General features: G+C 73.6%; 21 protein-coding genes. 14 read left to right on the top strand and 7 right to left on the bottom strand.

All coding sequences use genetic code 11. The features are described from left to right. Window positions 1-267: 267 nt before the first annotated feature. The gene (locus ABZT47_RS05605; protein ID WP_354836520.1) at window positions 268-687 is read left to right on the top strand and encodes a YchJ family metal-binding protein; all 420 of its coding nucleotides are present in this window, start codon (window positions 268-270) and stop codon (window positions 685-687) included. Window positions 688-839: 152 nt separating this feature from the next. Here the strand turns inward: ABZT47_RS05605 and ABZT47_RS05600 are convergent, their stop codons facing one another. Together ABZT47_RS05600 and ABZT47_RS05595 are read right to left on the bottom strand one after the other, a co-directional pair. Then, entirely contained in the window at window positions 840-1,484 is a 645-nt protein-coding gene (locus ABZT47_RS05600) for a 3'-5' exonuclease (protein WP_354836518.1), read from the bottom strand. A 9-nt stretch (window positions 1,485-1,493) separates the two neighbouring features. After that, window positions 1,494-2,027: a MarR family winged helix-turn-helix transcriptional regulator gene (locus ABZT47_RS05595; RefSeq protein ID WP_354836516.1), complete on the bottom strand. Its 534-nt coding sequence runs from the start codon at window positions 2,025-2,027 to the stop codon at window positions 1,494-1,496. A gap of 85 nt (window positions 2,028-2,112) precedes the next feature. Here ABZT47_RS05595 and ABZT47_RS05590 point away from each other — a divergent pair, with 85 nt between their 5' ends. Further along, window positions 2,113-2,760, top strand: a complete 648-nt coding sequence (locus ABZT47_RS05590; protein ID WP_354836514.1) for an NAD(P)H-dependent oxidoreductase — start codon at window positions 2,113-2,115, stop codon at window positions 2,758-2,760. A 125-nt stretch (window positions 2,761-2,885) separates the two neighbouring features. Here the strand turns inward: ABZT47_RS05590 and ABZT47_RS05585 are convergent, their stop codons facing one another. Both ABZT47_RS05585 and ABZT47_RS05580 read right to left on the bottom strand, forming a co-directional pair. Next, entirely contained in the window at window positions 2,886-3,707 is an 822-nt protein-coding gene (locus ABZT47_RS05585; protein WP_354836512.1) for a helix-turn-helix transcriptional regulator, read from the bottom strand. Between the two features lie 134 nt (window positions 3,708-3,841). Continuing rightward, entirely contained in the window at window positions 3,842-5,182 is a 1,341-nt protein-coding gene (locus tag ABZT47_RS05580; protein WP_354836510.1) for a 6-phospho-beta-glucosidase, read from the bottom strand. Window positions 5,183-5,495: 313 nt separating this feature from the next. Between ABZT47_RS05580 and ABZT47_RS05575 the strand changes: the two genes are divergently transcribed. Together ABZT47_RS05575 and ABZT47_RS05570 are read left to right on the top strand one after the other, a co-directional pair. Then, on the top strand, window positions 5,496-6,623 hold the full coding sequence (locus ABZT47_RS05575) for a Gfo/Idh/MocA family oxidoreductase (RefSeq protein WP_354836508.1): 1,128 nt from the start codon (window positions 5,496-5,498) through the stop codon (window positions 6,621-6,623). A gap of 6 nt (window positions 6,624-6,629) precedes the next feature. Continuing rightward, on the top strand, window positions 6,630-8,066 hold the full coding sequence (locus tag ABZT47_RS05570; RefSeq protein WP_354836506.1) for a phosphodiester glycosidase family protein: 1,437 nt from the start codon (window positions 6,630-6,632) through the stop codon (window positions 8,064-8,066). A 134-nt stretch (window positions 8,067-8,200) separates the two neighbouring features. Here ABZT47_RS05570 and sigJ read toward each other — a convergent pair whose 3' ends face one another. Next, window positions 8,201-9,229, bottom strand: a complete 1,029-nt coding sequence (sigJ, locus tag ABZT47_RS05565; RefSeq protein ID WP_354836504.1) for an RNA polymerase sigma factor SigJ — start codon at window positions 9,227-9,229, stop codon at window positions 8,201-8,203. Window positions 9,230-9,403: 174 nt separating this feature from the next. Here sigJ and ABZT47_RS05560 point away from each other — a divergent pair, with 174 nt between their 5' ends. The 7 genes from ABZT47_RS05560 to ABZT47_RS05530 all read left to right on the top strand — a co-directional run bounded on the left by ABZT47_RS05560 (window position 9,404) and on the right by ABZT47_RS05530 (window position 16,787). Further along, entirely contained in the window at window positions 9,404-10,276 is an 873-nt protein-coding gene (locus tag ABZT47_RS05560; RefSeq protein ID WP_354836502.1) for an NAD(P)H-binding protein, read from the top strand. 224 nt (window positions 10,277-10,500) lie between these two features. Next, window positions 10,501-10,857 carry a DoxX family protein gene (locus ABZT47_RS05555; protein WP_354836500.1) on the top strand — a complete coding sequence of 119 codons (357 nt, stop codon included), beginning with the start codon at window positions 10,501-10,503 and terminating at the stop codon, window positions 10,855-10,857. 81 nt (window positions 10,858-10,938) lie between these two features. After that, window positions 10,939-12,003: a Dyp-type peroxidase gene (locus ABZT47_RS05550; RefSeq protein WP_354836498.1), complete on the top strand. Its 1,065-nt coding sequence runs from the start codon at window positions 10,939-10,941 to the stop codon at window positions 12,001-12,003. Continuing rightward, a complete protein-coding gene (locus ABZT47_RS05545; protein ID WP_354836496.1) occupies window positions 12,000-12,815 on the top strand; it encodes a family 1 encapsulin nanocompartment shell protein in 816 nt (271 codons plus the stop codon). Before ABZT47_RS05550 ends, ABZT47_RS05545 begins: the two co-directional genes overlap by 4 nt. A 667-nt stretch (window positions 12,816-13,482) precedes the next feature. Then, window positions 13,483-13,884: a peptidase inhibitor family I36 protein gene (locus tag ABZT47_RS05540; protein WP_354836494.1), complete on the top strand. Its 402-nt coding sequence runs from the start codon at window positions 13,483-13,485 to the stop codon at window positions 13,882-13,884. 204 nt (window positions 13,885-14,088) lie between these two features. After that, window positions 14,089-16,155 carry a phosphocholine-specific phospholipase C gene (locus tag ABZT47_RS05535; protein ID WP_354836492.1) on the top strand — a complete coding sequence of 689 codons (2,067 nt, stop codon included), beginning with the start codon at window positions 14,089-14,091 and terminating at the stop codon, window positions 16,153-16,155. Window positions 16,156-16,325: 170 nt separating this feature from the next. Continuing rightward, complete coding sequence (locus tag ABZT47_RS05530) at window positions 16,326-16,787, top strand: ester cyclase (protein WP_354836490.1); 462 nt, start codon at window positions 16,326-16,328, stop codon at window positions 16,785-16,787. 133 nt (window positions 16,788-16,920) lie between these two features. Here ABZT47_RS05530 and ABZT47_RS05525 read toward each other — a convergent pair whose 3' ends face one another. Continuing rightward, the gene (locus ABZT47_RS05525) at window positions 16,921-20,658 is read right to left on the bottom strand and encodes a S8 family serine peptidase (protein WP_354836488.1); all 3,738 of its coding nucleotides are present in this window, start codon (window positions 20,656-20,658) and stop codon (window positions 16,921-16,923) included. Between the two features lie 271 nt (window positions 20,659-20,929). Here ABZT47_RS05525 and ABZT47_RS05520 point away from each other — a divergent pair, with 271 nt between their 5' ends. From ABZT47_RS05520 to ABZT47_RS05510, 3 genes are all read left to right on the top strand, one after another. Next, window positions 20,930-22,102, top strand: a complete 1,173-nt coding sequence (locus ABZT47_RS05520) for a TIGR01777 family oxidoreductase (RefSeq protein WP_354836487.1) — start codon at window positions 20,930-20,932, stop codon at window positions 22,100-22,102. After that, entirely contained in the window at window positions 22,086-23,093 is a 1,008-nt protein-coding gene (locus ABZT47_RS05515; protein WP_354836485.1) for a MaoC family dehydratase, read from the top strand. Before ABZT47_RS05520 ends, ABZT47_RS05515 begins: the two co-directional genes overlap by 17 nt. A 238-nt stretch (window positions 23,094-23,331) precedes the next feature. Continuing rightward, on the top strand, window positions 23,332-24,999 hold the full coding sequence (locus ABZT47_RS05510; protein WP_354836483.1) for a cellulose binding domain-containing protein: 1,668 nt from the start codon (window positions 23,332-23,334) through the stop codon (window positions 24,997-24,999). Window positions 25,000-25,190: 191 nt separating this feature from the next. On the opposite strand, the gene ABZT47_RS05505 is transcribed toward ABZT47_RS05510, so the two are convergent. Then, a complete protein-coding gene (locus ABZT47_RS05505; RefSeq protein WP_354836481.1) occupies window positions 25,191-25,703 on the bottom strand; it encodes a hypothetical protein in 513 nt (170 codons plus the stop codon). Window positions 25,704-25,726: the final 23 nt, after the last annotated feature.

The following is a 25,726-nucleotide window of genomic DNA, read 5'->3' as shown; positions in this document are numbered from 1 at the left end:
TGTGAGGATCGGGCGCGGACCGGCCGTCTCCACCGGTCGGCCAAGTGGCGCCGACCTGCGGGAACGCCGTCCCAAGGTGGCCCGGCCACCCCGCCTCCGCGCGTCCCGCGCCGGGCGTGGCGGGATCACGCCAACGACGGAATCGGACACGCCGGCGGCTCGTGTGGAGCGGGTGCCGGTGGCTCGTGTGGACCGGGCGCTGAGGGCTCGCATGGAGCGGACTCCGGGCGCGCGCTCCAGGCGCCGGCCGCACGGTAGCCTCGCGGGGTGAAGCACGGCTCCCCACCCCGGCGTACGCCGCCGCGCGCGGAGCGGGCCTGCCCCTGCGGCCTGCCCGCCGCCTACGGCGAGTGCTGCGGCCGGTTCCACGCCGGCGCCGCCGCGCCGACGGCCGAGGCGCTCATGCGCTCGCGCTACGCCGCGTTCGCGGTCGAGGACGAGGCGTATCTGCTGCGCACCTGGCATCCGACGACCCGGCCGCCGCGCGTGGAGTTCGAGCGCGGCATGCGGTGGACCGGCCTGGAGATCGAGGACGTCTCCGGTGGCAGCCCCGTCCACACCGACGGCACGGTCACCTTCCGCGCCGGCTACACCTACCGTGGGCGTCCCGGCGAACTGCGGGAGAAGAGCCGCTTCGCCCGCCACCAGGGCGCCTGGACCTATCTCGACGCCGTCGCCACCGCCTGACCGGGCGGCCGGCGCGGGTGACCGACCGGCCCGCCCCCGACCGCGCGCCTGGACCGCGCGCCTGGACCGCGCGCCTGGACCGCGCGCCTGGACCGCGCGCCTGGAGGTCGACAGCCCGCGGCCCGCCGGCGTCCTACGGCACGCCTGTGTGCTCAGCGGTCGCCGGCGCCGCTCCCGTGGCGGGCGGCGCCTGGCCGCGCGCGCGGTGGGGCAGTGCCGGGGACGTCCGGCCAGCGCACCTCGGCGGCCTCGGCCAGGCGCCCATGCCACGGCGGGGCGGGGGCGGTCACGTCGAGGTAGTACTGCAGGAGGCCGGCCGTGGCACGGGCGTCGGCCAGCGCGTCATGGCGCCGTTCGAGGCGGACGCCGGCCGCGGCGCAGCAGGCGGCGAGGGAACGCGGCGCGTAGGCGAGCAGCCGGGCGGCCTCGGCCATCGTGCACACGCCGATGCGGTCCAGGCGCGGGAGCCCCGCCCCGAGCCGGTCGAACTCCCGGCGAAGGAAGGCCAGGTCGAAGCGCAGGTTGTGCGCGACGGGCACCCGGCCGCGCAGCAGGCCCGTGAGCGTGCCGGCGATGTCGCCGAACGCGGGGGCGTCGCGGACGTCCGCGGCCGTGAGGCCGTGGACGCTCCGCGGCCCGAGGTCGCCTCCGGGGTCGAGCAAGGTGCACCACTGGCCGGTGAACCGGCCGCTGGGGGCCAGGTGCACCACGCCGATCTCGACGACGCGGTGCCGTGAGGGCCGCAGGCCGGTCGTCTCCAGGTCCAGGACGGCATAGCCGACCGGGTCGGCGCCCACCGCCGGCCCTCAGTCGTGGTCGGCGGCGGCGCAGAATGCCGCGGATTCCGCGGCGGCGCAGGAGGCCGCGGCCTCGGCGGCGGAGTCGGCGGCGGCGCAGGGGATCTCGGAGCCGGTCGCGGCCTTGCTGAGCAGGGCGTAGAGGCTCTCACGCTCGGCCTGGTCGAGGGCGCCGAAGACCTCGTCCTCGGCGGCGGCCATGGCGCATTCGGCCTGGCACAGCAGATCGGTGCCCGCGGGGGTGAGCTCGACGATGTGGCGCCGGCGGTCTTCGGGGGAGCGTCGGCGCGCGATGAGATCGCCCGTCTCGAGCTCGTTCAGCAGCCCGACGATGTTGGTGCCGTCCATCTCGAGCGTCGCGGCGAGCGACTGCTGGGAGCACCCGCCCTGGGCGCGCAGCACCGTCAGGGCGACGAGGTGGCGCGGGCGCAGGCCGAGAGGGACGAGCACCGTCTCGGCGCGGAGCCGCACGCGGCGCGCCAGGTGGTCGAGCAGGGGGCCCGACCGGTGCGACTGCCGGTCGGCGGCCGGCGGGGAGGTCATGGCGAGAAGTCTAGCCGACTTGACGTTCGGTCGGTGGGGCACTAATGATTTGTCCTACACAAACGATTTGTGGAGGAGAAGCGACATGGCTCATCTGTTGCACATCGACGCCAGCATCCGGGGCGAGCACTCGGTCAGCCGCAGGCTCACGGCCCGGGCCGTCGAGGGCTGGCGCGCGGCACACCCCGGCGGCACCGTCACCTACCGTGACCTGGGCCGTCACCCGCTGCCGCACTTCGACGAGGCCGGAGGGCTGGCACGAATGGTGCCCGCCGAGCAGCACACCCCCGCCCAGGCCGCCTCCTGGGCGCTGACCGCGCAACTGATCGGCGAGATCCGGGAGGCCGACACGATCGTGCTGGGCCTGCCGCTGTACAACTTCGGCGTGCCCAGCACGGTAAAGGCGTGGGTCGACCACCTGATCGCCCCGGGGCTGTCCACCGACCCCGCCACGGGGGCGGGCCTGCTCGGCGGCAGGGACTTCGTGGTCATCGCCTCCCGCGGCGGCGGGTACGGCGAGGGCACGCCGCGCGAGGGCTGGGACCACGCCCAGTCGTGGCTGCCGCACGGGATCTCGATGACGGGTCTGGAACCGCGCTTCATCACCGCCGAGCTCACCCTCGCGGAGGTGCAGCCGGCGATGGCCGAGCTGATCCCGCAGGCCGCCGAGAGCCTCACGGCGGCGCAGCGGGCCATCGACGCCCTGTGGACCCCGGCCCACGCCCTGGCGTGACCCCGGCGCCCCGGTCCCGGGAGATCACCGGGCCGGCATGCGCAGGGCATCCGCGGGGGGCGATCCGGCGCGGGGGATGATCGCCGGCCGCCCTGGGGCGAGCAAGGCGGCCGGGCTCGGCGGGACTAGGGACGCCCCGGGCTCGTCTCGCCGGCGGCGAGGATGCCGAGGAGGGTGAGGGCCTCCTCGGAGGGGGTGCCGGGCTCGGCGTGGCACACGTAGAGCAGCACGCCGGGGGCGCTGCGCACGGTCAGCGTGTCGTGCCGGAGCAGGATCTCGCCCACCGCGTGGTGGTACATGCGCTTGTACTCGTCGACCTCGACGTCCTGGCGGGACCACATCCGCTGAAAGTCGGCGCTTTCCGAGGAGAGCTGGTCGACCAGCTCGTACAGCTCGGGGCGGTCGCGGTCGGCCTCGGCGGGGGCCTCGGTGGCGGCCTCGCGGAGATGGGCGACCTTCGAGCCGGCCTCCCGCTCCCACTCGGGGAAGAACTCCTGCGCGGCGGGGGCGAGGAAGGCGTGCCGCATCAGGTTGTCGGTGTGGTCCATGCCGTCGAACAGGATGCGCGCCATGCCGTTGGCGGCCAGCACGTCCAGCCGCCGGTTGACGGCGAACACCGGGGCGGTGTGCCAGTTCTCCACGGTCCAGCGCACCCGCTGGGAGAGCCGGGTCGGCCCCGCGGGCGGGTGGGCGAGCAGGTACATCCGCTCGGCTCCCGCCGCGTCGAGGTCGAAGACCCGCGCCAGGGCCACCAGCACCCAGTCGGGGGGATCTCGCTCGAGCCCCTGCTCAAGCCGTGCGTAGTACGCGGGATGCAGGCCGGCGAGCGCGGCCACCTCTTCCCGTCGCAGCCCCGGGGGCCGCCGGTGGCCGTCCGCCCGGACCGGGGCACCGGGCGGCGGCGCCGTCTCGCGCAGCGCGCGCAGCAAGTCAGCCAGAACCTCCATTCTGTCAACGTACGGCGTTCCGGCGCATCCACGGTGGGTGTGTCACACCCAGGCTCGCGCGGGTGATCAGGCGGTCGCCGCGCACACCCCGTCGATGCGCGCATCGACGGGCTCGCGTCGTCGTGCGCCCGGGGTCAGTTCCCTCCGCCCAGGTAGCCGAGCTGGGGCAGTTCCCGTTCGTATCGTTCGAGCAGCCGTCCGGCGAGTGCGACGGAGTCCACCAGTGGGTGGACGGCGAAGGCGCGCAGGGCGGCGCGGCGCGAGCCGGTGGCCGCCGCCTCGATCACCGCGCGCTCGGCCGCCTTGACGCTGGTGACCAGGCCCTGGGCGTGGCCGGGCAGCGGGTCCACCACCATCGGGCGGGCGCCGTTGGCGTCGACGAAGCAGGGCACCTCGACCACGGCGTCTTCGTCGAGGGCGGCGATGGAGCCGCGGTTGCGGACGTTGAGGATGAGCGTCGTGCGCTCGTCCAGCGCGATCGCGCGCATGAGCGCCAGGGCGACCCGGTCGTAGCCGCCGGACGCAAGGTCGCTGGACGCCCGCTCGCCGGCGCCGGCGGCCTCGCGGTTCTCGGCCATGTAGGTCGTCTCGCGCTCCAGCCGGGTGCTCTCCCACAGCTCGAGCGCCGAGCCGTCGGTCTCGGCGTAGAAGCGCCGCTGCTGCTCGATGAGCAGCGCCCCCCGCGTGCTCCGGGCGGCGCGCGCGGCCTCCACCGCCTCGCGATGGAAGTAGTAGTAGTGCAGATACTCGTTCGGGATGGCGCCGATGGTGCGCAGCCACTCGCCGCCGAACAGCTTGCCCTCCTCGAAGGAGGTCACGGCGGCGTCGTCGGCGAGCAGACCGGGCAGCAGGTCGCGGCCGCCCACGCGCACGGCGCGCAGCCAGCCCAGGTGGTTCAGGCCGGCGTAGTCCAGCCGGACCGCCGAGGGGTCGACGCCGAGCGCGTGCGCCACCCGCCGGCCGAGGCCCACCGGCGAGTCGCAGATGCCGATGACGCGGTCGCCGAGGTGGCGGGACATCGCCTCGGTGACGGTGCCCGCCGGGTTGGTGAAGTTGATGACCCAGGCGTCCGGGGCGAGGGCGGCCACCCGGCGGGCGATGTGCACGGCCACCGGCAGCGTGCGCAGCCCGTAGGCGATGCCGCCGGCGCCCACCGTCTCCTGGCCGAGCACGCCTTCCTCCAGGGCGACCCGCTCGTCCACGGCCCGCCCTTCGAGGCCGCCGACGCGGATCGCCGAGAAGACGAAGTCGGCGCCGGTGACGGCCTCGTCCAGGTCGGTGGTGATCCGCACCTCCGGGGCGCCGGGGACCTCCCGCGCCTGCTCGGCGAGCACCCGGCCGATCGCCGCGATGCGGGAGTGGTCCAGGTCGTGCAGGGTGACGTGGGTCACCCTGCCCTGTCCGCGGTCCCCGAGCAGCGCCCGGTAGACCAGCGGGACCCGGAAGCCGCCGCCGCCGAGAATGGTCAGTCTCATACCTCGATCACCCCTACCCCCGCGTCATGCGGTGCGACGCCGGTCACCGGTTCCACGGGCGGGTTCGTGCGCACGATGTCCAGATCACCCGCCTCGCATCCTCGCCATGCCCGTCCTTCGGTCCTACTCTCGCGGAACCACCGCCTCGCGCGGAAGCACTGCCGCGGGTGCGCGATCTTGCGTACGTGGTCATCGGATACATGGGTCGAACGCTTCATTATTCTCACAGGGGTGGTGGGCCGGTCCGTGGCAGCGGCCCGATCTCCGCCGGCCGGCCGGTGGGCGGCCGCGCGTTGCTCGAGGGAGTGGGTTCGTGAGGCTGAAGGTGGCGGTCGCCGGGCTCGGCGCCATCGCCCAGACGGTGCATCTGCCCCTGCTGGAGCGGCGGAGCGATCTGTTCGAGGTGGTGGCGGTGTGCGACATCTCGCCGTCGCTGACCCGCCGGGTCGCCGACCGGTACGGCGTGGCCCGGCGCCACACCGACGTGACCGCGATGCTCGACGGCGGCGGCTTCGACGCCCTGCTGGTGCTGACCTCCGGCTCGCACGGCCACGTGGTCGCCGACGCGCTCCGCCGCGGCCACGCCGTCCTGTGCGAGAAGCCGCTCGCCTACACCCGCGCCGAGGTCGACCAGATCGCCGCGCTGGAGGACCCCGAGCGACCCCGGCTGATGGTCGGGTACATGAAGCAGTACGACCCCGCCGTGCAGCGGATGGCCGGGCGCCTGACCGGCGTGCGCGCCGTCCAGGTGACCGTGCTGCACCCGGGCGACGGCTCGCAGCTCGCCTTCGCCCGGCTCCCTCCGCCGGCCGGCGACGTGCCCGCCGAGGTGGCCGACCGGCTCCGCGCCCGGGACGACGAACTGGTGCGCGCCGCCATCGGCGAGGCCGGGACAGAGGCGCGGTGGCTCTACATGACGATCCTCAACAGCATCTGCCACGACCTGTCGCTGCTGCGCCTGCTCGCCGGCGGGCCGGGCGGCGTGGACCACGCGGCCACCTGGCCCGGGCCGGGCGGGCGATCGGTGGAGCTGTCGGGGCCGTTGCGGACCGGCGGCAGGTACGCCGTCCACTGGCACTATCTGGAGGGCTATCCCTCCTACCGCGAGACCGTGTCCGTGCACCACGCGACGGGCTCGTTCGAGGTGGTCTTCCCCACGCCGTACCTGCTCGGCGCGGCGGCCCGGCTCACCGACGTGAGCGTCCAGGGACGCCTGTCCTTCCAGGACGTCACCCCGTCCTTCGAGCGCGAGCTGGTCGCCTTCCACGAGATGGTCACCCTCGGCGAGCCGCCGCTCACCGGCGTGCGCGGCGCCCTGGAGGACGTCGTCACCGCCCAGCAGGCGGTCAACCGGCTCCTGGCCGGCCACGGCCTCCCCACCGCCGGCGAGGCCAGGACCGAGGTCGGGCCGTCTAGCCCTCCCGGGTCGTCACGTCGGTGACGCGAGGTGCGCACGGGGACCATCACCGACCCGGCCGCCGCGCCGAGCTGGACCGTCACGGTGCAGGCCCCGGTGACGGCGCGCTTCACCGGCGCGCAGGCCTGGGCCACCGTCGGGACGCCGGCGTGGGCCGCCGAGACCGCGGACAGGCTGCGCGCCGCCGGCTTCGAGCCCGTGACGACCCCGATCGCCTGGCCCGGCTACGCCGACACCCCGCGCGGGCTGATGGGCGTCCGGGTCCGGGTCGGCTCCCACCCCTCCCAAGACGCGGCCAAGGCCGCGGCGGCGAAGATCGTCGCCGCCGGGTTCCACGCCGTCGCCGAGTGGACCGGCTACGACGCCGACCAGCCGGCCGACGTGGAGAACCTCCACGTCGCGATCATCGACCCGCGGGTCTTCCGCGGCACGGTGCGGGCCACGCACGACGGCAACGTGGCCCAGCGCGAGACGACCTCGTCGGTGGCCGCCAAGCTCGGCTCGCTGGTCGGGGTCAACGGCGGCTTCTTCCTCACCTCCAGCGCCGACGGCGTGCAGGGCACCATGGCCGGCGCCGGCGCCTACGGCGGCGAGCTGACCTCGATGGCGTCGGGCGCGCGCGCCGCGCTGATCCTCAAGGACGGCGGCCGGCACCCCAGGATCGCCGACCTGACCACGACCGTCACCGCGCGCGCCGGCCGCGCCGCCTACGCCGTCCAGGGCCTCAACCGCACCCCTGGACTGCTGCGCAACTGCGGCCGGCCCGGGGCGGCGCCCACCTCCGAGCCGCGCCAGGACCTCACCTGCACCCTGGCCGACGACCTGGTCCGCTTCACCGGCGCCTACGGCCATGACCTGCCGTCCGGCCCGGGCACCCAGGTGGTGCTCGACGCCAAGGACCGCGTGGTGTCGGTGGGCGCGCGCGGCGGCGCCGTCGCGCCCGCCCAGACCGTGCTGCAGGGCGTCGGCGCCGCGGGCGGCTGGCTCACCGCCCACGCCGAGCCCGGCAAGAGGATCACGGTGACGGAGGTCGTCCGCGAGGCCGGCGGGCGGCGGGTCGAACTCGGCCCGGACGACAGCGTCGTCAGCGCTGCGCCGACCCTGGTCGAGGACGGGCGCGTCCACATCGACGCCGTCGCCGAGGGCACCGTCGACCCGGCCGACCTGTCCTTCGGCTTCGCGTGGGCCAACAACCGCCAGCCCCGGACGATGGCCGGCGTCGACGGGCGGGGCCGGCTGCTGCTCGCCACCGTGGACGGCCGTCTGAGCGGCGGCAGCGAGGGCTTCACCCTCGCCGAGGGCGCGGCCTTCATGCGGTCGCTCGGCGCGGTGCGGGCGATCAACCTGGACGGCGGGGGTTCCACCGCCATGGCGGTGAACGGCGCGCTGGTCAACCACCCCTCGGACGCGACGGGCGAGCGCCCGGTGGGGGACACCGTCCAGGTGCTGCCGCCGCGCGCCGGCTGACACCGGAGCGCAACGCGCCGGCCGCGGGCCCGGCCGGCCGGGCTGTCCCAGCGGCCGGCCGGCGTGCCGCCGAGCGTGGCGTCCCGCCGGCCGGGGTCCTGCCCGTGACGGGCCTGCCGTCGCGGGTCAGGCCGTCACGGCGCCTGCCCGCCGGGGTCCTCCGATGGGGGTTCGGCTGCGGCGGGTGGTTCCGCCCCGTCCGGGACTCGGGAGAGTTTGTCGGGGTTGGTGACGGTGTAGATGCCGCGGACCTGCTCGCCGTCCGGGGTGAGGTCGATGACCATGACGGCGAAGGGGGAGTCGTCGGCGAACAGCACCGCCGACGGGTCGCCGTTGACCGTCCGGTAGCGCACCTCCAGCTCCTCCGGCGCCCGGGACGTCACGCCGACGATCATGCGGGCGACCCTGTCGCGGCCCTGCACCGGGCGCAGGACACTGGCCCGCGCCTTGCCGCCGCCGTCGGTCCACATCGTCACGTCCGGGGCCAGGATCCGCAGCAGGGCGTCCAGATCGCCGCCCAGCGCCGCGGCGAGGAAGCGCTCGGTCGCCTGCCGCTGGACGCGCGGGTCGGCCTGGTAGCGCGGGCGGCGGGCGTGCACGTGCTCGCGGGCGCGGTGCGAGAGCTGCCGGACGGCCGCCGGGGTGCGGCCGAGGATGCCGGCGATCTCGGGGTGAGCGTAGCCGAACACCTCGTGCAGGACGAAGACCGCGCGCTCCAGCGGGGTGAGCGTCTCCAGCACCACCAGCAGCGCCATCGACACCGACTCCGCCCGCAGGGCCGGCTCGGCCGGGTCCGGCGGCGGGTCGCCGGACACCAGCGGCTCGGGCAGCCAGGGGCCCACGTAGGTCTCCCGGCGGCGCCGGATCGCGCTCTGCCGTGCCAGCGCGTGGTTGACCGCGATGCGCACCAGATAGGCGCGCCGGTTCTCGATCTCCCCGGCCGCCGGGTCCCGGTGTCTGGCCGCCCACGACAGCCAGGTGTCCTGCAGGATGTCCTCGGTGTCGGCCACGTTCCCCAGCAGGTTGTACACGATCGAGAACAGCAGCTCCCGATACCCCGCGAACACCCGCGTCGCGTCCTGCGCGGGACCCGGGCCGGCGGGGTCCGGGGCCTGGGGGTGGCCGGAGGGGCCGGTGGTGGGGTCTTCGGGGATGTCAGGCATGGATGGTCCTTATGTCGTGCCGCTCCTTCCCCATGAGAGGCGCCGGCGGCCGGCGGTGTGACATCCGGCGGCGGGAGGTGACCTACGTCTCACCGGCCGTCCGCGATGTCACACCCGGCGCCGCCTGTGCCTCTTGGGTCCGGACAATCCCGAACCCCGACAAGGGAGCATGCCATGACCATCCTGGTCACCGGGGCGACCGGCACCGTCGGCCGCCACCTCGTCCGGCACCTGCTGGAGTCCGGCCACAAGGTGCGGGCGCTGACCCGCGACCCCGCGCGGGCCGCTCTGCCGCAGGGCGTGGAGGTCGTCGCCGGCGACCTCACCGACGCCGCCGGACTCGCGCCCGTGCTCGACGGTGTGACCGCCGCGCACCTGATCAACTTCGCCGGCGACTACCGGCCGCTGTGGAACGGGCCGGAGATCGCGGCGGCGGCGGCGCGGGCCGGCGTCACCAGGGTCACCATGCTGGGCGGCTGGCAGGAGGGCACCCTGGAGCCGGCCGTCCAGGCGAGCGCGCTGGAGTGGACCAAGCTCAAGCCCGTCGAGTTCATGGGCAACACCCTGGCCGACTGGGCCGGGCGGCTGCGCGCGCGGGGCGTCGTCCGCGAGCCGTACGGTGAGCGCCGCAGCGCGCCGGTCCACGAGTCCGACATCGCGGCCGTGGCGGCGGCGGCCCTCACCGAGGAGGGCCACGCGGGGCACACCTACCTCATCACCGGGCCCGAGGTCCTGACCCCCCGCGACAAGATCCGCATCCTCGCCGAGGCCACCGGCCAGGACCTGCGGCTCGAGGAGCTCACTCCCGAGCAGACCCGCGCGGAGTGGATCGAGCGGGGCAGGCCGCCGGAGATGCTGCTGTTCAAGGTGTTCGGCGACGACCCGGCGATCGGCGACGGCGAGAAGGTCGAGTTCCTGCTCAAGGTGTACGGCGCCGCGCACAAGGCGGGCTCCACGGTGAGCGGCGTCGTGGAGGCCGTCACCGGCCGTCCCGGCCGCACGTTCGCCCAATGGGCCGCCGAACACGCCGACGCCTTCCGCCCATGACCCCGGCCCGCCCTCGGTTCCGCCGGTGACCCCCGATCTGCCGCAGTCTCCGGTCGTGACCCGGATCCGCCTCCGTAGCGCCCGGTAACCCCGGGTCTGCCTCCGCTGATCTCGCCGGGTTCGCCCGGTTCATCCATCTGCCATTCCGACGTGCCGGGCTCCTGCCGAAGCCTGCGAAGGGCCTGTGAAGGGCCCGGCCGTCATCGAAAGTCTGGACCTCGCGCATGAGCAACCCTTACGTCGCCGTCGGCCTGGTGACCGCCGGCGCCAACACCTTCTCGGGCGTCGCCGCCCTGCTGCACTGGAGGCCGATCCTGCCCGGCATGGCCAAGGCCGGCGTGCCCGAGTCGTGGCTGAGCTTCCCGATCGGCACCCTCAAGACGGCCGGCGCCGCCGGCCTGCTGCTCGGCCTGCTCGGCGTGCCGCTGGTCGGCACGGCCGCCGCCGCCGGCCTGGTCCTGTTCTTCGTCTGCGCCCTGTACACCCACGTCCGCGCGGGCGACTACACCGGCCAGTTCGCCCTGGCGGGCGTGTTCCTGCTGCTCGCCGTCGCGACCCTCGCGCTGGACCTGACGGCCTGACACCGCCCCCGGCACGAGCACCGGCGGGCGCGGCTGACAGGCTGTGCTACTGAGGTGCGAACGCAGGGGAGGGGCGTTGAGATGACGCAGCAGGTGCCCGCCGGGCCGCCCGGCAGACCGGCCGTCCCGCAGCCGGTGCTGAGCCCGCTGACGACGACGGCGATCTTCCTGGTGGTCACGGTCGCCCCGGGCGGCGAGCCGGTCGCCAGGGAACTGCTGACCGACCTGCCGGCGTTGCAGCGGTCGGTCGGCTTCCGCGCCGCCGACGGCAGGCTGAGCGTCGTCGCCGGCATCGGGTCCAAGGCGTGGGACCGCCTGTTCGCCGGGCCGCGCCCGGCCGAGCTGCACGAGTTCCGGGAGCTGGACGGCCCGCGGCACCGCGCGGTGTCCACGCCGGGCGACCTGCTGTTCCACATCCGGGCGATGCGGCTGGACCTGTGCTTCGAACTGGCCTCGCAGATCATGGACCGGCTGCGCGGCGCCGTGGTGGTCCGCGACGAGGTCCAGGGCTTCAAGTACTTCGACGTGCGCGACCTGCTCGGCTTCGTCGACGGCACGGAGAACCCGGTCGGCCCGGTGGCGAGCGAGGCCGTCCTGGTCGGCCCGGAGGACGAGGAGTTCGCCGGCGGCAGCTACGTCATCGTGCAGAAGTACCTGCACGACCTGCAGGCGTGGAACGCCCTGCCGGTCGACGAACAGGAGAAGGTGATCGGGCGGACCAAGCTGTCCAACATCGAACTGGAGGACGCCGTCAAGCCGGACGACTCGCACGTCGCCCTCACCACGATCACCGACCCGGACGGCACCGAGCGGCGCATCCTGCGCGACAACATGCCGTTCGGCAACGTCGGCAAGGGGGAGTTCGGCACCTACTTCATCGGGTACGCCCGCACCCCCGCCGTCACCGAGAAGATGCTGGACAACATGTTCCTCGGGGACCCGCCGGGCAACCACGACCGCATCCTCGACTTCTCCATGGCGGTGACCGGCACGCTGTTCTTCGTGCCCACCATCGACTTCCTCGACGACCTCCCAGACCCGCCGGGCGCCGGCATCGCGGCCGGAGCCGTTACGAACCCCGAGGTCCAGGTCCCGGACGACGGGTCGCTTGGCATCGGCGATCTCAAGAGGAGCACGTCCCGATGAACAACTTGCACCGCGAACTGGCACCCATCTCCGACGCGGCGTGGGCCGACCTCTCGGAGGAGGCGCGGCGCACGTTCCAGCGCCACGTGGCCGGCCGGCGGGTCGTCGACGTCCCCGAGCCGGCCGGGCTGGAGCTGGCCGCGGTCTCGACCGGCCACCTGGACGCCATCGAGCCGCCCGCGTCGGGGGTGGTCGCCCGCACCCGCCGGTCCCAGCCGATCCTGGAGCTGCGGGTGCCGTTCACCGTCGACCGGCGCCAGGTGGACGACGTCGAGCGGGGCGCCAAGGACGCCGACTGGCAGCCGGTGAAGGACGCCGCCAAGCGCGTCGCCTTCGCCGAGGACCGCGCCGTGTTCCAGGGGTACGCGGCGGCGGGCATCGCGGGCATCCGCGACAGCTCCTCCAACCCGGCGCTGACGCTGCCGGCCGAGGTGGGCGACTACCCCGACGTGGTGAGCCGGGCCATCTCGGCGCTGCGCCTGGCCGGCGTCGGCGGCCCGTACGACCTGGCGCTGAGCGCGGACGCCTACACGGCGGTGAGCGAGACCGCCGTCCACGGCTACCCGGTCATCGAGCACATCGCGCGGCTTCTCGACGGGCGGATCATCTGGGCGCCCGCCATCGACGGGGCCTTCCTGCTGTCCAGCCGCGGCGGCGACTTCGAACTGTGCATCGGCCAGGACCTGTCGATCGGCTACCTGTCCCACGACGCCACCAGCGTCGAGCTCTACTTCCAGGAGACGCTGACCTTCCTGGTGCACACCGCCGAGGCGGCGGTGGCGCTCACCCCGGCGTCCCCCGTCACCGCCTGAGATCCGCTCTCCGCCGCCGGGCAGCCGGGGGGCACCGTCGTCTCTCCCGGTGCGACCTTTCGGCGGCCAGGGACGCGTCCGGGCGCGCGAGAAGACCTTCCGGTCGGCGGGGCGGACCTCTTGTCCGGCGCGCAATTCCCGCGAATGGCCGCTTGTTCGGGATCTTGCGGCTGTGGTCAATGATGTGTTACTTTTCTGCGCGTTCGACTGCTCGGTAAGTGATTCCTGTTTCTCCACCATTCGACTGCGTACGGGGACGCCGTGAGTGTGAGAAAGGCACTGTTCAGAGCCACGAAGCCGGCGCCCTGGCGAGCCCTGGGCCATCCGGACCGCTTTCCATCGAACCGTCGCGAGGCACGGCGCAGCCGCTCATCGTCCCATCGCGCCCGCCCTCCCGAATTTCCGTCCGAATTTTGACCGTAGTCGTGTCCGCGCCGGTCACATGGCCGGTGAGGCGCACTTACGCGTGTCCCGCCGCGCGGGACGCGCGAGGTTCCACGTCGTATTCCGACCGCCGGTCGCGCCGGCACCCGTTCCGCCTATTCCGCGCGGCCGAAAACGCTTACCGAGCAAAGGCGCGCATGCGCGACCGCGTTATGCGCCAGGTGGCGGAAATCCATTCTTCTTGCCGCCGTCAGGGTTTCATCGAGCATAAAAGGGAGAGAAAGTGAACGCTTCCAGGATCAACCTCAAGGGCAGGTTCGCGGTCGCGGCGTCGCTGGCGGCGGCGGCGTTGCTCGCCGGCGGCCTCACCGCCACCCCCGCCGCCGCCTCGTCGACCTCGGCGCTCGCCGGGACGTGCGAGTTCAGCCGCACCCTCTGCTTATTCGAGGGCACCGGGTACACCGGCGCGAGGTTCACCGCGCTGTCGCTGATTCCTCCCGCGGGCGTCTGCGTCGATCTCGCCGCACACGGCTGGGGCTCGGGGCGGGCCCACTCGGCGATCAACACCGCCACCCAGGTAGCCACGTTGTGGACCAACACCAACTGCACCGGCACCCCCCTGCCCATTTACCCCGGCAGCTACCCGAGCATCAGCTTCAACGCGGGCAGCGTCTTCGTGTACTGATCCCCCGAGGGCATCGCACCGCGGGGAGGGCCACGAGCGGCGGCCCTCCCCGCGGGCACGCCGCGGCCCGGCGCGAGACGCCCCCGGGCGCCCCGGCGCTTCGCCGTGCCGAGATTCGTCAACGGTTAACCGGAAATGCCGTTGTGCGTCGTCCTGTTGCTATGCGCAGGCACTGGGATGCTGAGGCCGCCGGAAAGGACCATGATGTCCCAGGGCCTGTCCCGCAGAGGGTTCCTCGTCGCCGGCGCCGGCGCCGCGGCGGCGTCGGTGCTGCCGCCGTCCGTCCACGCGGCCATGGCCATGCCGGCCCCCTCAGGCGGCCTGTCGGCGATCAAGCACGTCGTCTTCCTCATGCAGGAGAACCGGTCGTTCGACCACTACTTCGGCGGGCTGCGCGGCGTGCGCGGGTTCGGCGACCGCAACGCGATCAGACTGCCGGACGGCGGCCCGGTCTTCGAGCAGCCGGACGGCGCCGGTCATGTGCTGCCCTTCCCGGTGCGCGCGGCCGCGGGCGTGGTCGGCAAGGACCTGCAGTGGATCTCGGCGCTGCCGCACGGCTGGAGCGACGGGCAGCAGGCGGCCGCGGGCGGCTGGCACAACGGCTGGATCGGCGCCAAGAGCGCCTCGACCATGACCTACTACGAGCGCCGGGACATCCCGCTGCAGTACGAGCTCGCCGACACCTTCACCATCTGCGACCAGTACTTCTGCTCGGTGCTGTCCTCCACCAGCCCCAACCGCAACTACCACGTGAGCGGGCACACCGGCTACGAGCCCGGCACGACCAAGCGGGCGATCGACAACAGCGCCTACGACGAGGACACCCACGCCGGCTACACCTGGGGCAACGCCGGGGAGGTCCTGCAGGCCGCCGGGCGATCCTGGCAGGTGTACCAGGAGTGGGACAACTACGAGGACAACAACCTGGAGTTCTTCGCCACCTTCCGCCGCATCGCGCGCAAGGCGCTGCGCGGCGACTTCCAGAGCATGGACTCCTTCTACTCGGCCCTCGGCCGGGCCGGCGAGGCGCAGCGCGAGCAGATGCTGGCCCGCCTGGACGAGGGCGCGGCCGCGCTGACCCCCGCAGAGCGCGCGCTGTACGACCGCGCGCTGCGCCGGGTGCGGCCGGGGACGCTCGCGTCGAGCTTCCGGGCCGACGTCGAGGCGGGCCGGCTGCCCGAGGTGAGCTACATCGTCCCGTCGGCGGCCGACTCCGAGCACCCGAGCGCGTCCTCTCCGGTCCAGAGCGCGCGGATCACCTGGGACATCCTCGACGCGATCGCCTCCACCCCCGAGGTGTGGCGCTCGACCGCGCTGTTCATCACCTACGACGAGAACGACGGCTTCTTCGACCACGTGCCGCCGCCGCGGCCGCCGGCCGAGCGGGCCGAGGAGTACTACGACGGCAAGCCGATCGGCCTGGGCGTCCGCGTGCCCATGATCGTCGTCTCGCCGTGGACCGTCGGCGGGTACGTCTGCTCGCAGATCTTCGACCACTCCTCCACGGTGCGGTTCCTGGAGAGCTGGCTGAAGGTCCGCTTCCCCGACGTCTCGGCCTGGAGGCGCACGGTCTCCGGCGACCTCACCTCGGCGTTCGACTTCACCGCGGCGGGCCCGCGGCCCGCGCCCGCCCATCCCGCCGAGGTCCCGCCGTTCACCGGGCGCTGGCGGCCGGCCCCGCCCGCCGACCAGCGGATGCCCGTGCAGGAGGAGGGCGTCCGCCCGGCCCGCCCGCTGCCCTACCAGCCGGACGCCTCGGCCCGGCTGGCGGGCAGGACGCTGACCCTGACCCTCGCCAACCGGGGCGCCGAGAGCGTCCACCTGGCGCTCTACCCCTACGCGGGCGAGCTCGCCGCGCCGTTGCACCTCGACGTGCGCGGGGAGGCCACCCGGGCCGTCCAGGTGCCCGGCGACCGCTACGAGCTGGTGCTGACCGGCCCGAACGGCTTCCGCAGGGAGTTCGGCGGGTCGCTCACGGGCGCGGCGGCGGGCGTGCGGCTCCGCTCGGAGATCGACGGCGGCGCGCAGCGGCTGACCCTCGTGTTCGAGAACGCCGGCACCCAGCGGGTCAAGCTGCGCGTCCGCGCGCTGGCCTACCAGGAGCGGGACATGGCGGTCGTCCTGCGGCCCGGGGAGCGCAGGCAGGTGCCCTGGCCGGCCAAGGCGGCGCACGGCTGGTACGACGTCCAGGTCTCCTGCGAGGAGGACCCGTCGTTCGGCCGGCGCCTGATGGGCCACATCGAGAACGGCCGGCCCAGCGTCACCGGCTGAGCCCGGCACCGTGCACCGTCGCCGGGAGCCGCCGGCCCGAGGGAACGGCCGGCGGCCCCGGGGGAAAGATCGCGTCGCACACCTGACCCCGGCATGACGCGGCTGTGAGGGAGGCTTGGCCGCCGGCTGGGTAGCGTGGGAGGGCAGCGCCCCCTGCGGAGGATCACGCCATGTCTGAATTCTGGGATCTGAAACATCGTTTGTGCGACGCGGTCAACGCTCACGACATGGAACGAGTGCTCGACTTCTACAGCCCGGACGCCGTCTTCGTCTCGCCGGTGGGCATCGCCGAAGGACGTGAGCAGATCGCCTGGCTCTACCAGCAGTTCTTCAAAGGGTTCCCCGACTTCCACCAGACGCCCGTGTTCGAGGTGGGCGACGCCGACAACCCCGCGGTGACGGAATGGACGGTCACCGGCACCCACGAAGGCCCCTTCCTGCTGCCCGACGGGCGCGAGGTCCAGGGGAGCGGCCGGCACGTCGTCTTCCGGGCCACCTGCTCGACCTTCGTCGATCACGGCAAGATCGTCGCGCACCGTGAGTACTTCGACCAGCTGGAGCTGTACACCCAGCTCGGCTTCGGCCTCGCCGAGCGCGATCCTTCCCTCCGTTTCGCGGAGGCCTACAGGTAGACGGCCTACCCCCGGGTGAAAAGGGGACGGCCACCCCCGGCGACGGGGATGGGACGTCGCCGGGGGTGGCCGTGGGGAAGGGCCGTCAGCGGGGCACGCGCAGGGAGTACGGGGGCGCCTCCCGGCGCGGCTCCTACTTCAGGCCGAAGGCACGGGTGATCGTCTGGGTCACCGTGTTGCCCCGCGCGTCCGCCGCGGCGGTCCGCAGGGTGACGAACGACGCCGTGGCCGGGGCGTCCAGCCGGGCGGTCCAGCCGGGGCCGTCTTTGCGCAGGCCGGTCCTGTGCCAGGTGGCGCCGTCGTCGTAGGAGACCTCCAGCGTCATCGAGTCGATCGCGCCCGGCCGCTCCACGCCGTCCAGGTGCGAGGGGGTGACGGTGAGCGCGTCGTGACGGCGCGCCTTGCCGGCCACGTCGGTGTCCACGGCGTAGTCGAGCTGGATCAGCGGCAGGCGCACGACCTCGCCGGGCGCGGCCGCCGCGGAGGTGAAACCCCACTCGGTGCGGGTCGACGTGGAGTAGGGGTTGGCCCACGTGCCGCGGGAGTTCTCCGACACCAGCCGGTACGGCAGCCGCTCCGGCTTCACGCCGAAGACGGCGATCTGGTCGTAGGGTGCCTGGCCGAGCAGCGTGTCGCCCTGGTACACCTTCAGGCTGTTGGACACCATGCCATTGAGGTAGGTGCCGCCGATGTGCCCGGCGCCCGAGTCGCCCCAGCCGGGCACCCTCGCCTGGAGGGTGTCGTCCAGCCGCAGCGGTGACAGGCCCTGCTCCAGGCGAGGCCGGTGGATCGGGCCGAACCACCGGACATCGGTGGTGGTCCCCGCACGGTAGGTCACCAGGTCGGCGGTGTGCTGCTCGACCTCGCGCACGATGTTCACCTGCTCGTACCAGGTGATCCCGCCGGTCACGTAGTCGGTGCGCTCGCCGATGGCCGGGGCGGTGAACCCGCTCGCGCCGGAGGCGGAGGAGTACCCGAACCGCCAGACGTCGGCGCGGTCCTCGACCACCTTGTTCTGCCGGTCGTTGCGGAAGGACACCTTGACCCGGGCCAGCTCGTTCTCGTCCGGCCGGTAGACCGGGTCGGCGGGCGCGGCGCCCTTGAAGTGGTGCACCAGGTCGTAGGAGTACTCGGTGACCGGGTTGGAGGTCACCTCCAGGGTGGTCGCGCGCCGGCCGTCCTCGATGCGGGCGATCAGTTCCTCGCCCTCGTCCTGACCCAGCGCGACCATCGGCAGCGGGGCCGGGTTCGGCGGTCCGTACAGCGCGTCGTTCCACGGCTCGGCGCGGCCGGGGCCGTCGTTGACGATCACCAGCATCTTCGCGCCCGCGGCGAGCGCCGCGGCGGCCTGCTCCTCGCGGGTGACCGCGGCGGAGTTCCTGACGACCACGGCCTTGCCCGCCGCGGGCCTGGACCGGTAGCCGGCCGCGCCGCCGTCGCCGGCGAACAGCGCCGCGAGCGTGTGACGGCCCTTCGGCAGCGGGGTCGCGCCCCGGTGGACCAGCACGTCGTTGAAGGCGCGGCCGCCGGAGGAGAGGGTCAGCGCCGGCTGCTGCAGACGCCAGTGGGCGCCGATCTCGAACTCCCCCTTGCGCACCTTGGCGCCGGTGGGCAGCGTCCACACACTGTCGTACTCGATCGCCGGCCAGCGGCTGGAGGCGGTGTAGTCGTCGTCGGCGACGGCACGGTAGACGTCCATGCGCATCCCGGCCAGGGTGCTCGCCTTGGGCGTCACCGCCGCGACCCGCCGCGCCTTGCGCGCGTCCAGGGTGACGGTCCTGTCCTGGTCGAGCCGGACGTCGGTGGCTGCGAGCACGCCGAGGCCCAGCGAGTGGGGCCCGTGCGCGCCTTCGAGGTCGGCGGTCATCCACAAGGTGTAGGTGGCGGCCGGGACGCGCAGGTCCAGGGTGCCGGTCTCGTCCAGCCAGAGCGGGGCGAACAGGTGCTCGGCGGTGAGGATCACCTCACCGCTCAGCGGGCGGCCGGCGCGGTCCTTGGCGGTGAGGGTGAGCTGGTGGCGCTCGCCCTCCTTGGCGACGCCGATCATGGTGCGGGCGCGCACGGCGCCGCTCGCGTCGGCGGCCTCCACCGTGCCCGAGACGGTGGTGTCGCCGGGAACCTGGTCCAGGTGGGCCGTGACCGTCACCGCGGCGGCGCCGCCCGCCGGGACGGTGACGCGGGAGGCCGACAGCGTGTACGCGGCGGCCGGGGCGCCGGTCAGGTGAGTGGTCAGGTCCAGGGTGACCGGGGCGTCGCCGGTGTTGGTGTAGGTGATCTCCTTGGCGCTCGTCGCGCCGGCCGGGGCCGGGTAGGCGTGGAATCCGGCGAAGGCCGAACCGGTGGCGAACACGGTCGCGGCGGTGGTCGCCGCGATGTCCAGCCGCCCGCTGCCCGCTTGGGCGATGCTGTGGTCCGGAGTCGGCTTGGTGGTGCTGACCAGCGCGTCCTTCAGCCGCTGGCCGCTCCAGCCGGGGTGCTGGGCGGCCAGCAGCGCGGCGGCCCCGGCGACGTGCGGAGTGGCCATGGAGGTGCCGCTCATGGTCTGGTAGTAGCCCTCGCCCTCGGTCGCGTACTGCGAGCGCGCGGCGAGGATGCCGACCCCGGGGGCGGTGAGCTCGGGCTTGAGCCCGCGGTCGCCGGGGCGGGGCCCGCGGCTGGAGAAGTCGGCGAGGGCGTCGGAGGCGTCCACCGCGCCGACGGCCAGCGCGGCGTCGGCGACGGCGGGGGTCGCGACGGTGAACTCGCCCGGGCCGTCGTTGCCCGCGGCGATGACGAACAGCGCGCCGGTCTCGGCGCTCAGCTCGTTGACGGCCACGCTCATCGGGTCGGTGCCGTCGGAGGGGCCGGCACCCAGGCTCATGCTGATGATCTTGGCGTGCTGGTCGCGGGCGGCCCACTCCATGCCGGCCAGCACCCACGACTCCTGGCCGCCGCCGCTGTCGTCCAGCACCTTGCCGACGTGCAGTCGGGCGCCGGGGGCGACGCCCTTCTCCTTGCCGCCGGAGGCGGCGCCGGTGCCGGCGATGGTCGAGGCGACGTGCGTGCCGTGACCCGCGCCGTCCTCGATGCTCTCGTGGTCGGGGACGAAGCTCTGGCCGGCGACGACCTGTCCGGCCAGGTCGGGGTGGGCGGTGTCGACACCGGTGTCCAGGACGGCCACCTCGACGTCCTTGCCGGTGTTCCCGCTCTGCCACACCGTGGGTGCGCCGATCTGGGCGGTGCTGTCGGCGAGGCTCGCCTTCACCTTGCCGTCCAGCCACACCTTCTCGATGCCGCCCGCAAGGGAGCCCTGGGCGCCGCGCCGGGAGGGGGCGGGGAGGGTGGCGCCCTTGGTCAGCGCGGACCAGAAGCCGGCCGAGCGGTCGGCGTCCAGCGCCGCCCCCTGGACGCTGGTCAGGGGACGCACCTGGCGCGCGCCCTGAGGCGGGGCGGCGGTGCGGGCGCGGGCGGCGGCGTCGGTGTAGGTGACGATGAGCGGCAGGCGGGCGCTGTGCGCGTCGTCGTAGCCGTCGGCGAGCAGCCGGGTCACGTTGAACAGGTCCCGGTCCAGCAGCCCGGCGGCGAGGTACCGCAGCGCCGACCGCGGGTAGACGTAGGTCTGGCCCTTCTCGGCGTGGGTGACGGCGTCGGCGGGACGGCCGTCGGGGCCGGTCACCGTGCGGGTCTGGGTGCCGTCGGGCGCGGTGCCGACGGTCACCTTGTCACCGGTGAGCAGCGTGACGGTCCGTCCGGGCGCGGTGCTCGCGCCGGAGGCGGTGACGCCGTCAGCGGCCGGGGCGGTGGAGGCGTCGGCCGGTGGGACGGCCGCGAGCGCCGCGAGCGCGGCGGCCAGCGCGACGAGCCCGCGCCCCCGGGAGGGAGGGAATGACAAGGAAACCCCAAAGCTAGGAGTGCAGCGAGATCCCTAGATTGTGGTCAAATGTCCGGGGTTCCTGGCCGATTGAGCTCTGACGCATTTATGCCATGTCGCATATGCGAAAGCCCCCAGCGGAAACGCGCGGGCCCGGGCGGCGTCTTGAGCGTGTGTCGATCGACCTGGCCAAGGCGGGGGGGCCGCGGACGGAGGGGGAGACCGTGCGACTTGCCCTGAACGGGTTCAAGTCGCTGCGCTAGGCTCGTCCCACCCACATAGGGGGAGCCTGATGAAGGTAGTGATATCCGGGGGAACCGGGCAGGTAGGCACTATCCTGAAGCGCGCGCTGACCGCTGCGAACCATGACGTCGTGGTCCTGAGCAGACGGCCGGCGGGCGAGCGTGAACTCCGCTGGGACGGCGCGACCCTGGGGCCATGGGCGAAGCACATCGACGGCAGCGACGTGGTGATCAACCTGGCCGGGCGCAGCGTCAGCTGCCGCTACACCGCGGCCAACCTGCGGGCCATGATGGACTCGCGGGTGCACTCGACCCGGGTGGTGGGAGAGGCCATCGCCGCCGCCGCGCGGCCTCCCGAGGTCTGGCTGCAGATGAGCACCGCCACCATCTACTCCCACCGCTTCGACGCGCCCAACGACGAGACGACCGGCGTGCTCGGCGGCACCGAACCTGGCGTCCCGGGCTACTGGGCCTACAGCGTCGAGATCGCGAAGGCGTGGGAGAGGGCGCAGGAGCGAGCCGAGACCCCGCACACCCGCAAGGTGGCCATGCGCTGCGCCATGGTGATGAGCCCTGATCGCGGCGGCGTCTTCGACATCCTGCTGCGGCTGGCGCGGCTCGGCCTCGGCGGCCCGGTCGCGGGCGGCGCGCAATACGTGTCCTGGATCCACGACCGCGATCTCGTCCGCGCCGTCGAGTTCCTGGTCCACCGGGACGACCTGGCCGGGCCGGTGAACCTCGCCGCTCCCGTTCCCCTGCCGCAGCGCGCGTTCATGCGCGTGCTGCGTGCCGCGTGGGGGGTCCCGGTGGGCCTGCCGGCGACGAGGTGGATGACCGAGCTCGGCGCGTTCGTCCTGCGCTCGGACACCGAACTGCTGATGAAGAGCCGCCGGGTGGTCCCCGGCCGCCTGCTCGACGCGGGCTTCACCTTCGACCACGCCCGGTGGCCCGAGGCCGCGGAAGACCTCGTACGGCGCGTACGCGGCGGACCCGGTTCCAGGGCTCGCCTGAGGCCGGGAAGGCCGCCGGTGAGGCGGACGTGGAAGAGACGGGCAGGCGCCGCGACCTACGCCGTTCCGGCCGGCGGGCGCGGTGTCGCGGCCGGTGTCCGAGGGCGCGGGACGCGGGATTCTATGATCGGCGGGGCCCGGTCGGCGGGGGTGATCGCGGCGACGGCGGCACGGACGTTCGGGCGGGAGAGGGCCGATGGCGGGAATCAGTGAAGGGCCGTACTTCGAGGAGCTGGCGGTGGGGCGGGTGTTCGACGCCGCGCCCGGGGTGACGCTCACCGAGGGCATGGCCGCGGCGCACCAGGCGGTCGTGGGCGACCGGCTCCGGCTGCCGCTCGACGCGCACCTGTCCCGGGAGGTCCTCGGCGGCGGGACCCTCGCCCACCCGGCGCTGGTCTGGGACGTGGCGATCGGCCAGTCCACCCTGGTCACCCACCACGCCAAGGCCAACCTGTTCTACCGGGGTCTCGCATTCCGCCGGCTGCCGCTGATCGGCGACACGCTGCGCACCCGCACCGAGGTGGTCGCGCTGCGCCAGAACCGGCCCCGGCCGGGGCGCCGCCCGACCGGGCTGGCGGTGCTGCGCATCACGACCGCCGACCACGACGGGCGGCCGGTGCTCGACTTCCGGCGCTGCGCGATGATCCCGCTGCGGGACCACGGGGCGCGCACCGGCCACGACGCCGACCTTGAGGTGGTGGGCGCGTCCGCGACCGGCGCGGACCTCGCAGGCCGGGCCGCCGGACTGCTCGACGGCTGGCGGCTTGACCGGTTCAGGGAGCGGGTCGCCGGACGGCACTTCGCGGACGTGACCGCGGGCGACAGGTGGCAGGTCGGCGGGGGAGACGTGGTGTCCGCGGCCCCGGAGCTGGCCAGGCTGACCGTCAACATCGCGCAGGTGCACCACGACACGCGGGAGGCGGGCGGGCCGCGGCTGGTGTACGGCGGGCACACCATCGGCCTGGCGCTATCCCAGGCGGCCCGGGCGCTGCCGAACCTGGTCACGGTCGTGGCCTGGCACGGCTGCGACCACCTCGGCCCCGTGCACGAGGGCGACACCCTGACCAGCGAGATCACGGTCGAGCGCCGTCAGGGGCTTCCCGGTGGCGGCGGGCTGGTCCACCTGCGCTCGGTCGTGGAAGCGGTGTCCGGCGCCGACCCGGCCGCGGTCCTGGACTGGCGTTTCGTCGCCGTCATGGCCTGACCGGCTTGACCGGCCCGACCGCTTCGCATCGGGCGACGCCGGTGAGGTTTCCGCCGGTGCCGGTGAAGCTTTCAGGCGGAGACCGGGGGATCGGCGGGGCCAGAACCGGTTAAGGGCAGGTGGGGCCGCATGTGGAGGCGATGCGCTGCCCGGTCCGGCGCCGGGCGGTTGCGGCGCGCTGCGGGACGGGGTTGTTTGGCAGCGCCCCCATCCTCTCGTCCCCGCAAGGAACACCACCATGGCAAGACGGATCAGGCCGCTCCACCTGCTGCTGGCGCTGGCCCTGGCGATCATGGCCGGCGTGGCGCCGACGGCTTTCCCGGTGGCCGGCGCGGCCGCCTCGGGCTTCGTGCAGCGCTGCGGCGTCCACTTCTGCCTCAACGGCAGGACGTACTACTTCGCCGGCGCCAACACCTACGACATCTTCACCTACGGCGGCAGCTACGGAGACACCGAGACGCAGTACATGGACAAGGCGCGCATCGACGCCCACATGGCCGAAATGCAGGCCGACAAGGTCAGCGTGGTCCGGCTCTGGATGTTCAGCCACGAGAGCTGGCACGGCTTCGAGCCGTCCAAGGGGCAGTACAACGACCAGCAGTTCGCCCTGTTCGACTACGTCATCGAGTCGGCCAAGGCGCACGACATCCGGCTGATCCCGGTGTTCGAGAACTACTGGGAGGCTTACGGCGGCATCGACACCCGGCTCAAGTGGGAGGGGCTGAACGGCGGGCACCCTGGCCGGGCGGTGTTCTTCGACAAGACCAGGTGCCCGGGCTGCTTCACCCAGTACAAGAACTACGTCAACTACGCCCTCAACCGGACCAACCACTACAGCGGCGTCAAGTACAAGGACGAGCCGGCCGTGTTCGCCTGGGAGCTGATGAACGAGCCGCGCTACCAGGACGTCAGCGCCGAGGAGAACAAGAGCGGCGCGACCCTGCGCAAGTGGGTGGACGAGATGGCCTCCTACGTCAAGAGCATCGACGCCAACCACATGGTCGGCGCCGGACTGGAGGGCCACGAGTCCCGCTACGGGTTCGGCGGCGACGAGGGCAACCCGTTCGTCTACATCCACCAGTCGCCCTACGTCGACTTCACCTCGGCGCACCCGTATCCGAACGCGGGCTGGGCGAACCTGACCCTGGACCAGACCAAGACGCTGATCGGCAGATGGATCTCCGACTCGCACGACGTGGTGGGCAAGCCGTTCTTCATGGGCGAGTTCAACACCGAGGGCAACGCCGACCGGGTCACCTGGTGGACGGCGCTCTACTCCGACTTCGAGGCCAGGAACGGCGACGGGTCGGCGTTCTGGTGGTACCCGGACAAGAACGGCGGCGGCGACCAGCACAGCGTGAAGAGCGGCGACCCGGCGCTCGCGGTGTTCCGGGCGCACTCGGCCCGGATGGCGGCCAAGGGCGGCGGAACGCCCACCCCGACGCCGACGCCCACTCCGACGCCCACTCCGACCCGGACGCCGACACCCACCCCGACACCGACCCGGACTCCCACTCCCACGCCGACCCCGACGCCGACGCCCACTCCGACGCCGACGCCGACGCCCACTCCGACCCCCACGCCCGGCGGGTGCTCGGTCGGCTACAGCGTCAACGACTGGGGGAACGGGTTCACCGCGGACGTCACCATCACCAACAACGGGACCGCCGCCGTCAACGGCTGGACCCTGGCCTTCGCCTTCGGCGGCTCCCAGCGGGTCACCAGTGCCTGGAACGCGACCGTCACCCAGTCAGGAGCGCAGGTGACGGTGCGGAACGCCGCCTGGAACGGCACGATCGGCGCCAACGGCGGCACGGCGGCCTTCGGCTTCCAGGCCGCCTACACCGGCGCGAACGCGGTCCCGGCGGCCTTCACCCTCAACGGCGCCGCCTGCGCGAGGAGATGACCCCGGACGGACCAGATCCGGAGAGCCAACCCCCCGGCCGGATCGCCGTCGGACGAACCGCGGCGCCGCCCCCCGAGCGGGGAGGCGGCGCCGCCGGAATGAAAGGCGGCGTCGCCTTTGGAAGAGGGAGGCGTCGCCGCCCCGGGTGAGGGGGAGGCGACGTCACCCCTGGGTGGGGGAGGCGTCGCCGCTCATGGCCGGCAGCGGTCCGGGTCGGCGCGCAGGAAGTCGTCCCGGCCCATCGTGGTGTTGCCGTCCCCTCCGTCCCAGGCCAGCACCTCACCGTTCCCCAGACCGGCCAGGTCGGCGGCGGTGAACGGCACCCGTCCCTTGAGGCTCCTCTCGCCCGTGGCGCCGCTGACGGTGGCGACATAGGGGACGCCCTCGCGGAGCGCGGTCAGCTCGCTCCCCGTGGCGCGCCAGCCGGCGGGCGGGTTCTGAAAGAGCTGGATGGCGCGCACCGAGGAGGTCCAGCCGCCGTTGTGCACGCTCCAGGACGCCGGCCCGCCGCCGCCGGTGTCGGTGTCGGCCAGGACGGAGAAGTCCTTGGCCAGGTAGCCGGGGCAGTCGGCCAGCAGCAGCCGCGCGCCGCCGTCCGCGGCCCGTTCGACGGCGAGGACGCCCTTCGGCGCGGGCGTGCATCCCGCGCCGAAGGAGACCAGGGCGGCCAGGGCGGTCAGTGCGGCGGCCCCACGCGTGAGCACGGGCCCCCTTCTGCGAATCACCG

Source organism: Sphaerisporangium sp. NPDC005289, assembly GCF_040607455.1.
GTDB lineage: Bacteria > Actinomycetota > Actinomycetes > Streptosporangiales > Streptosporangiaceae > Sphaerisporangium > Sphaerisporangium rhizosphaerae.
Note: the sequence above shows the minus strand (reverse complement) of the source record. Positions and strands in the feature narration are given on the sequence as shown.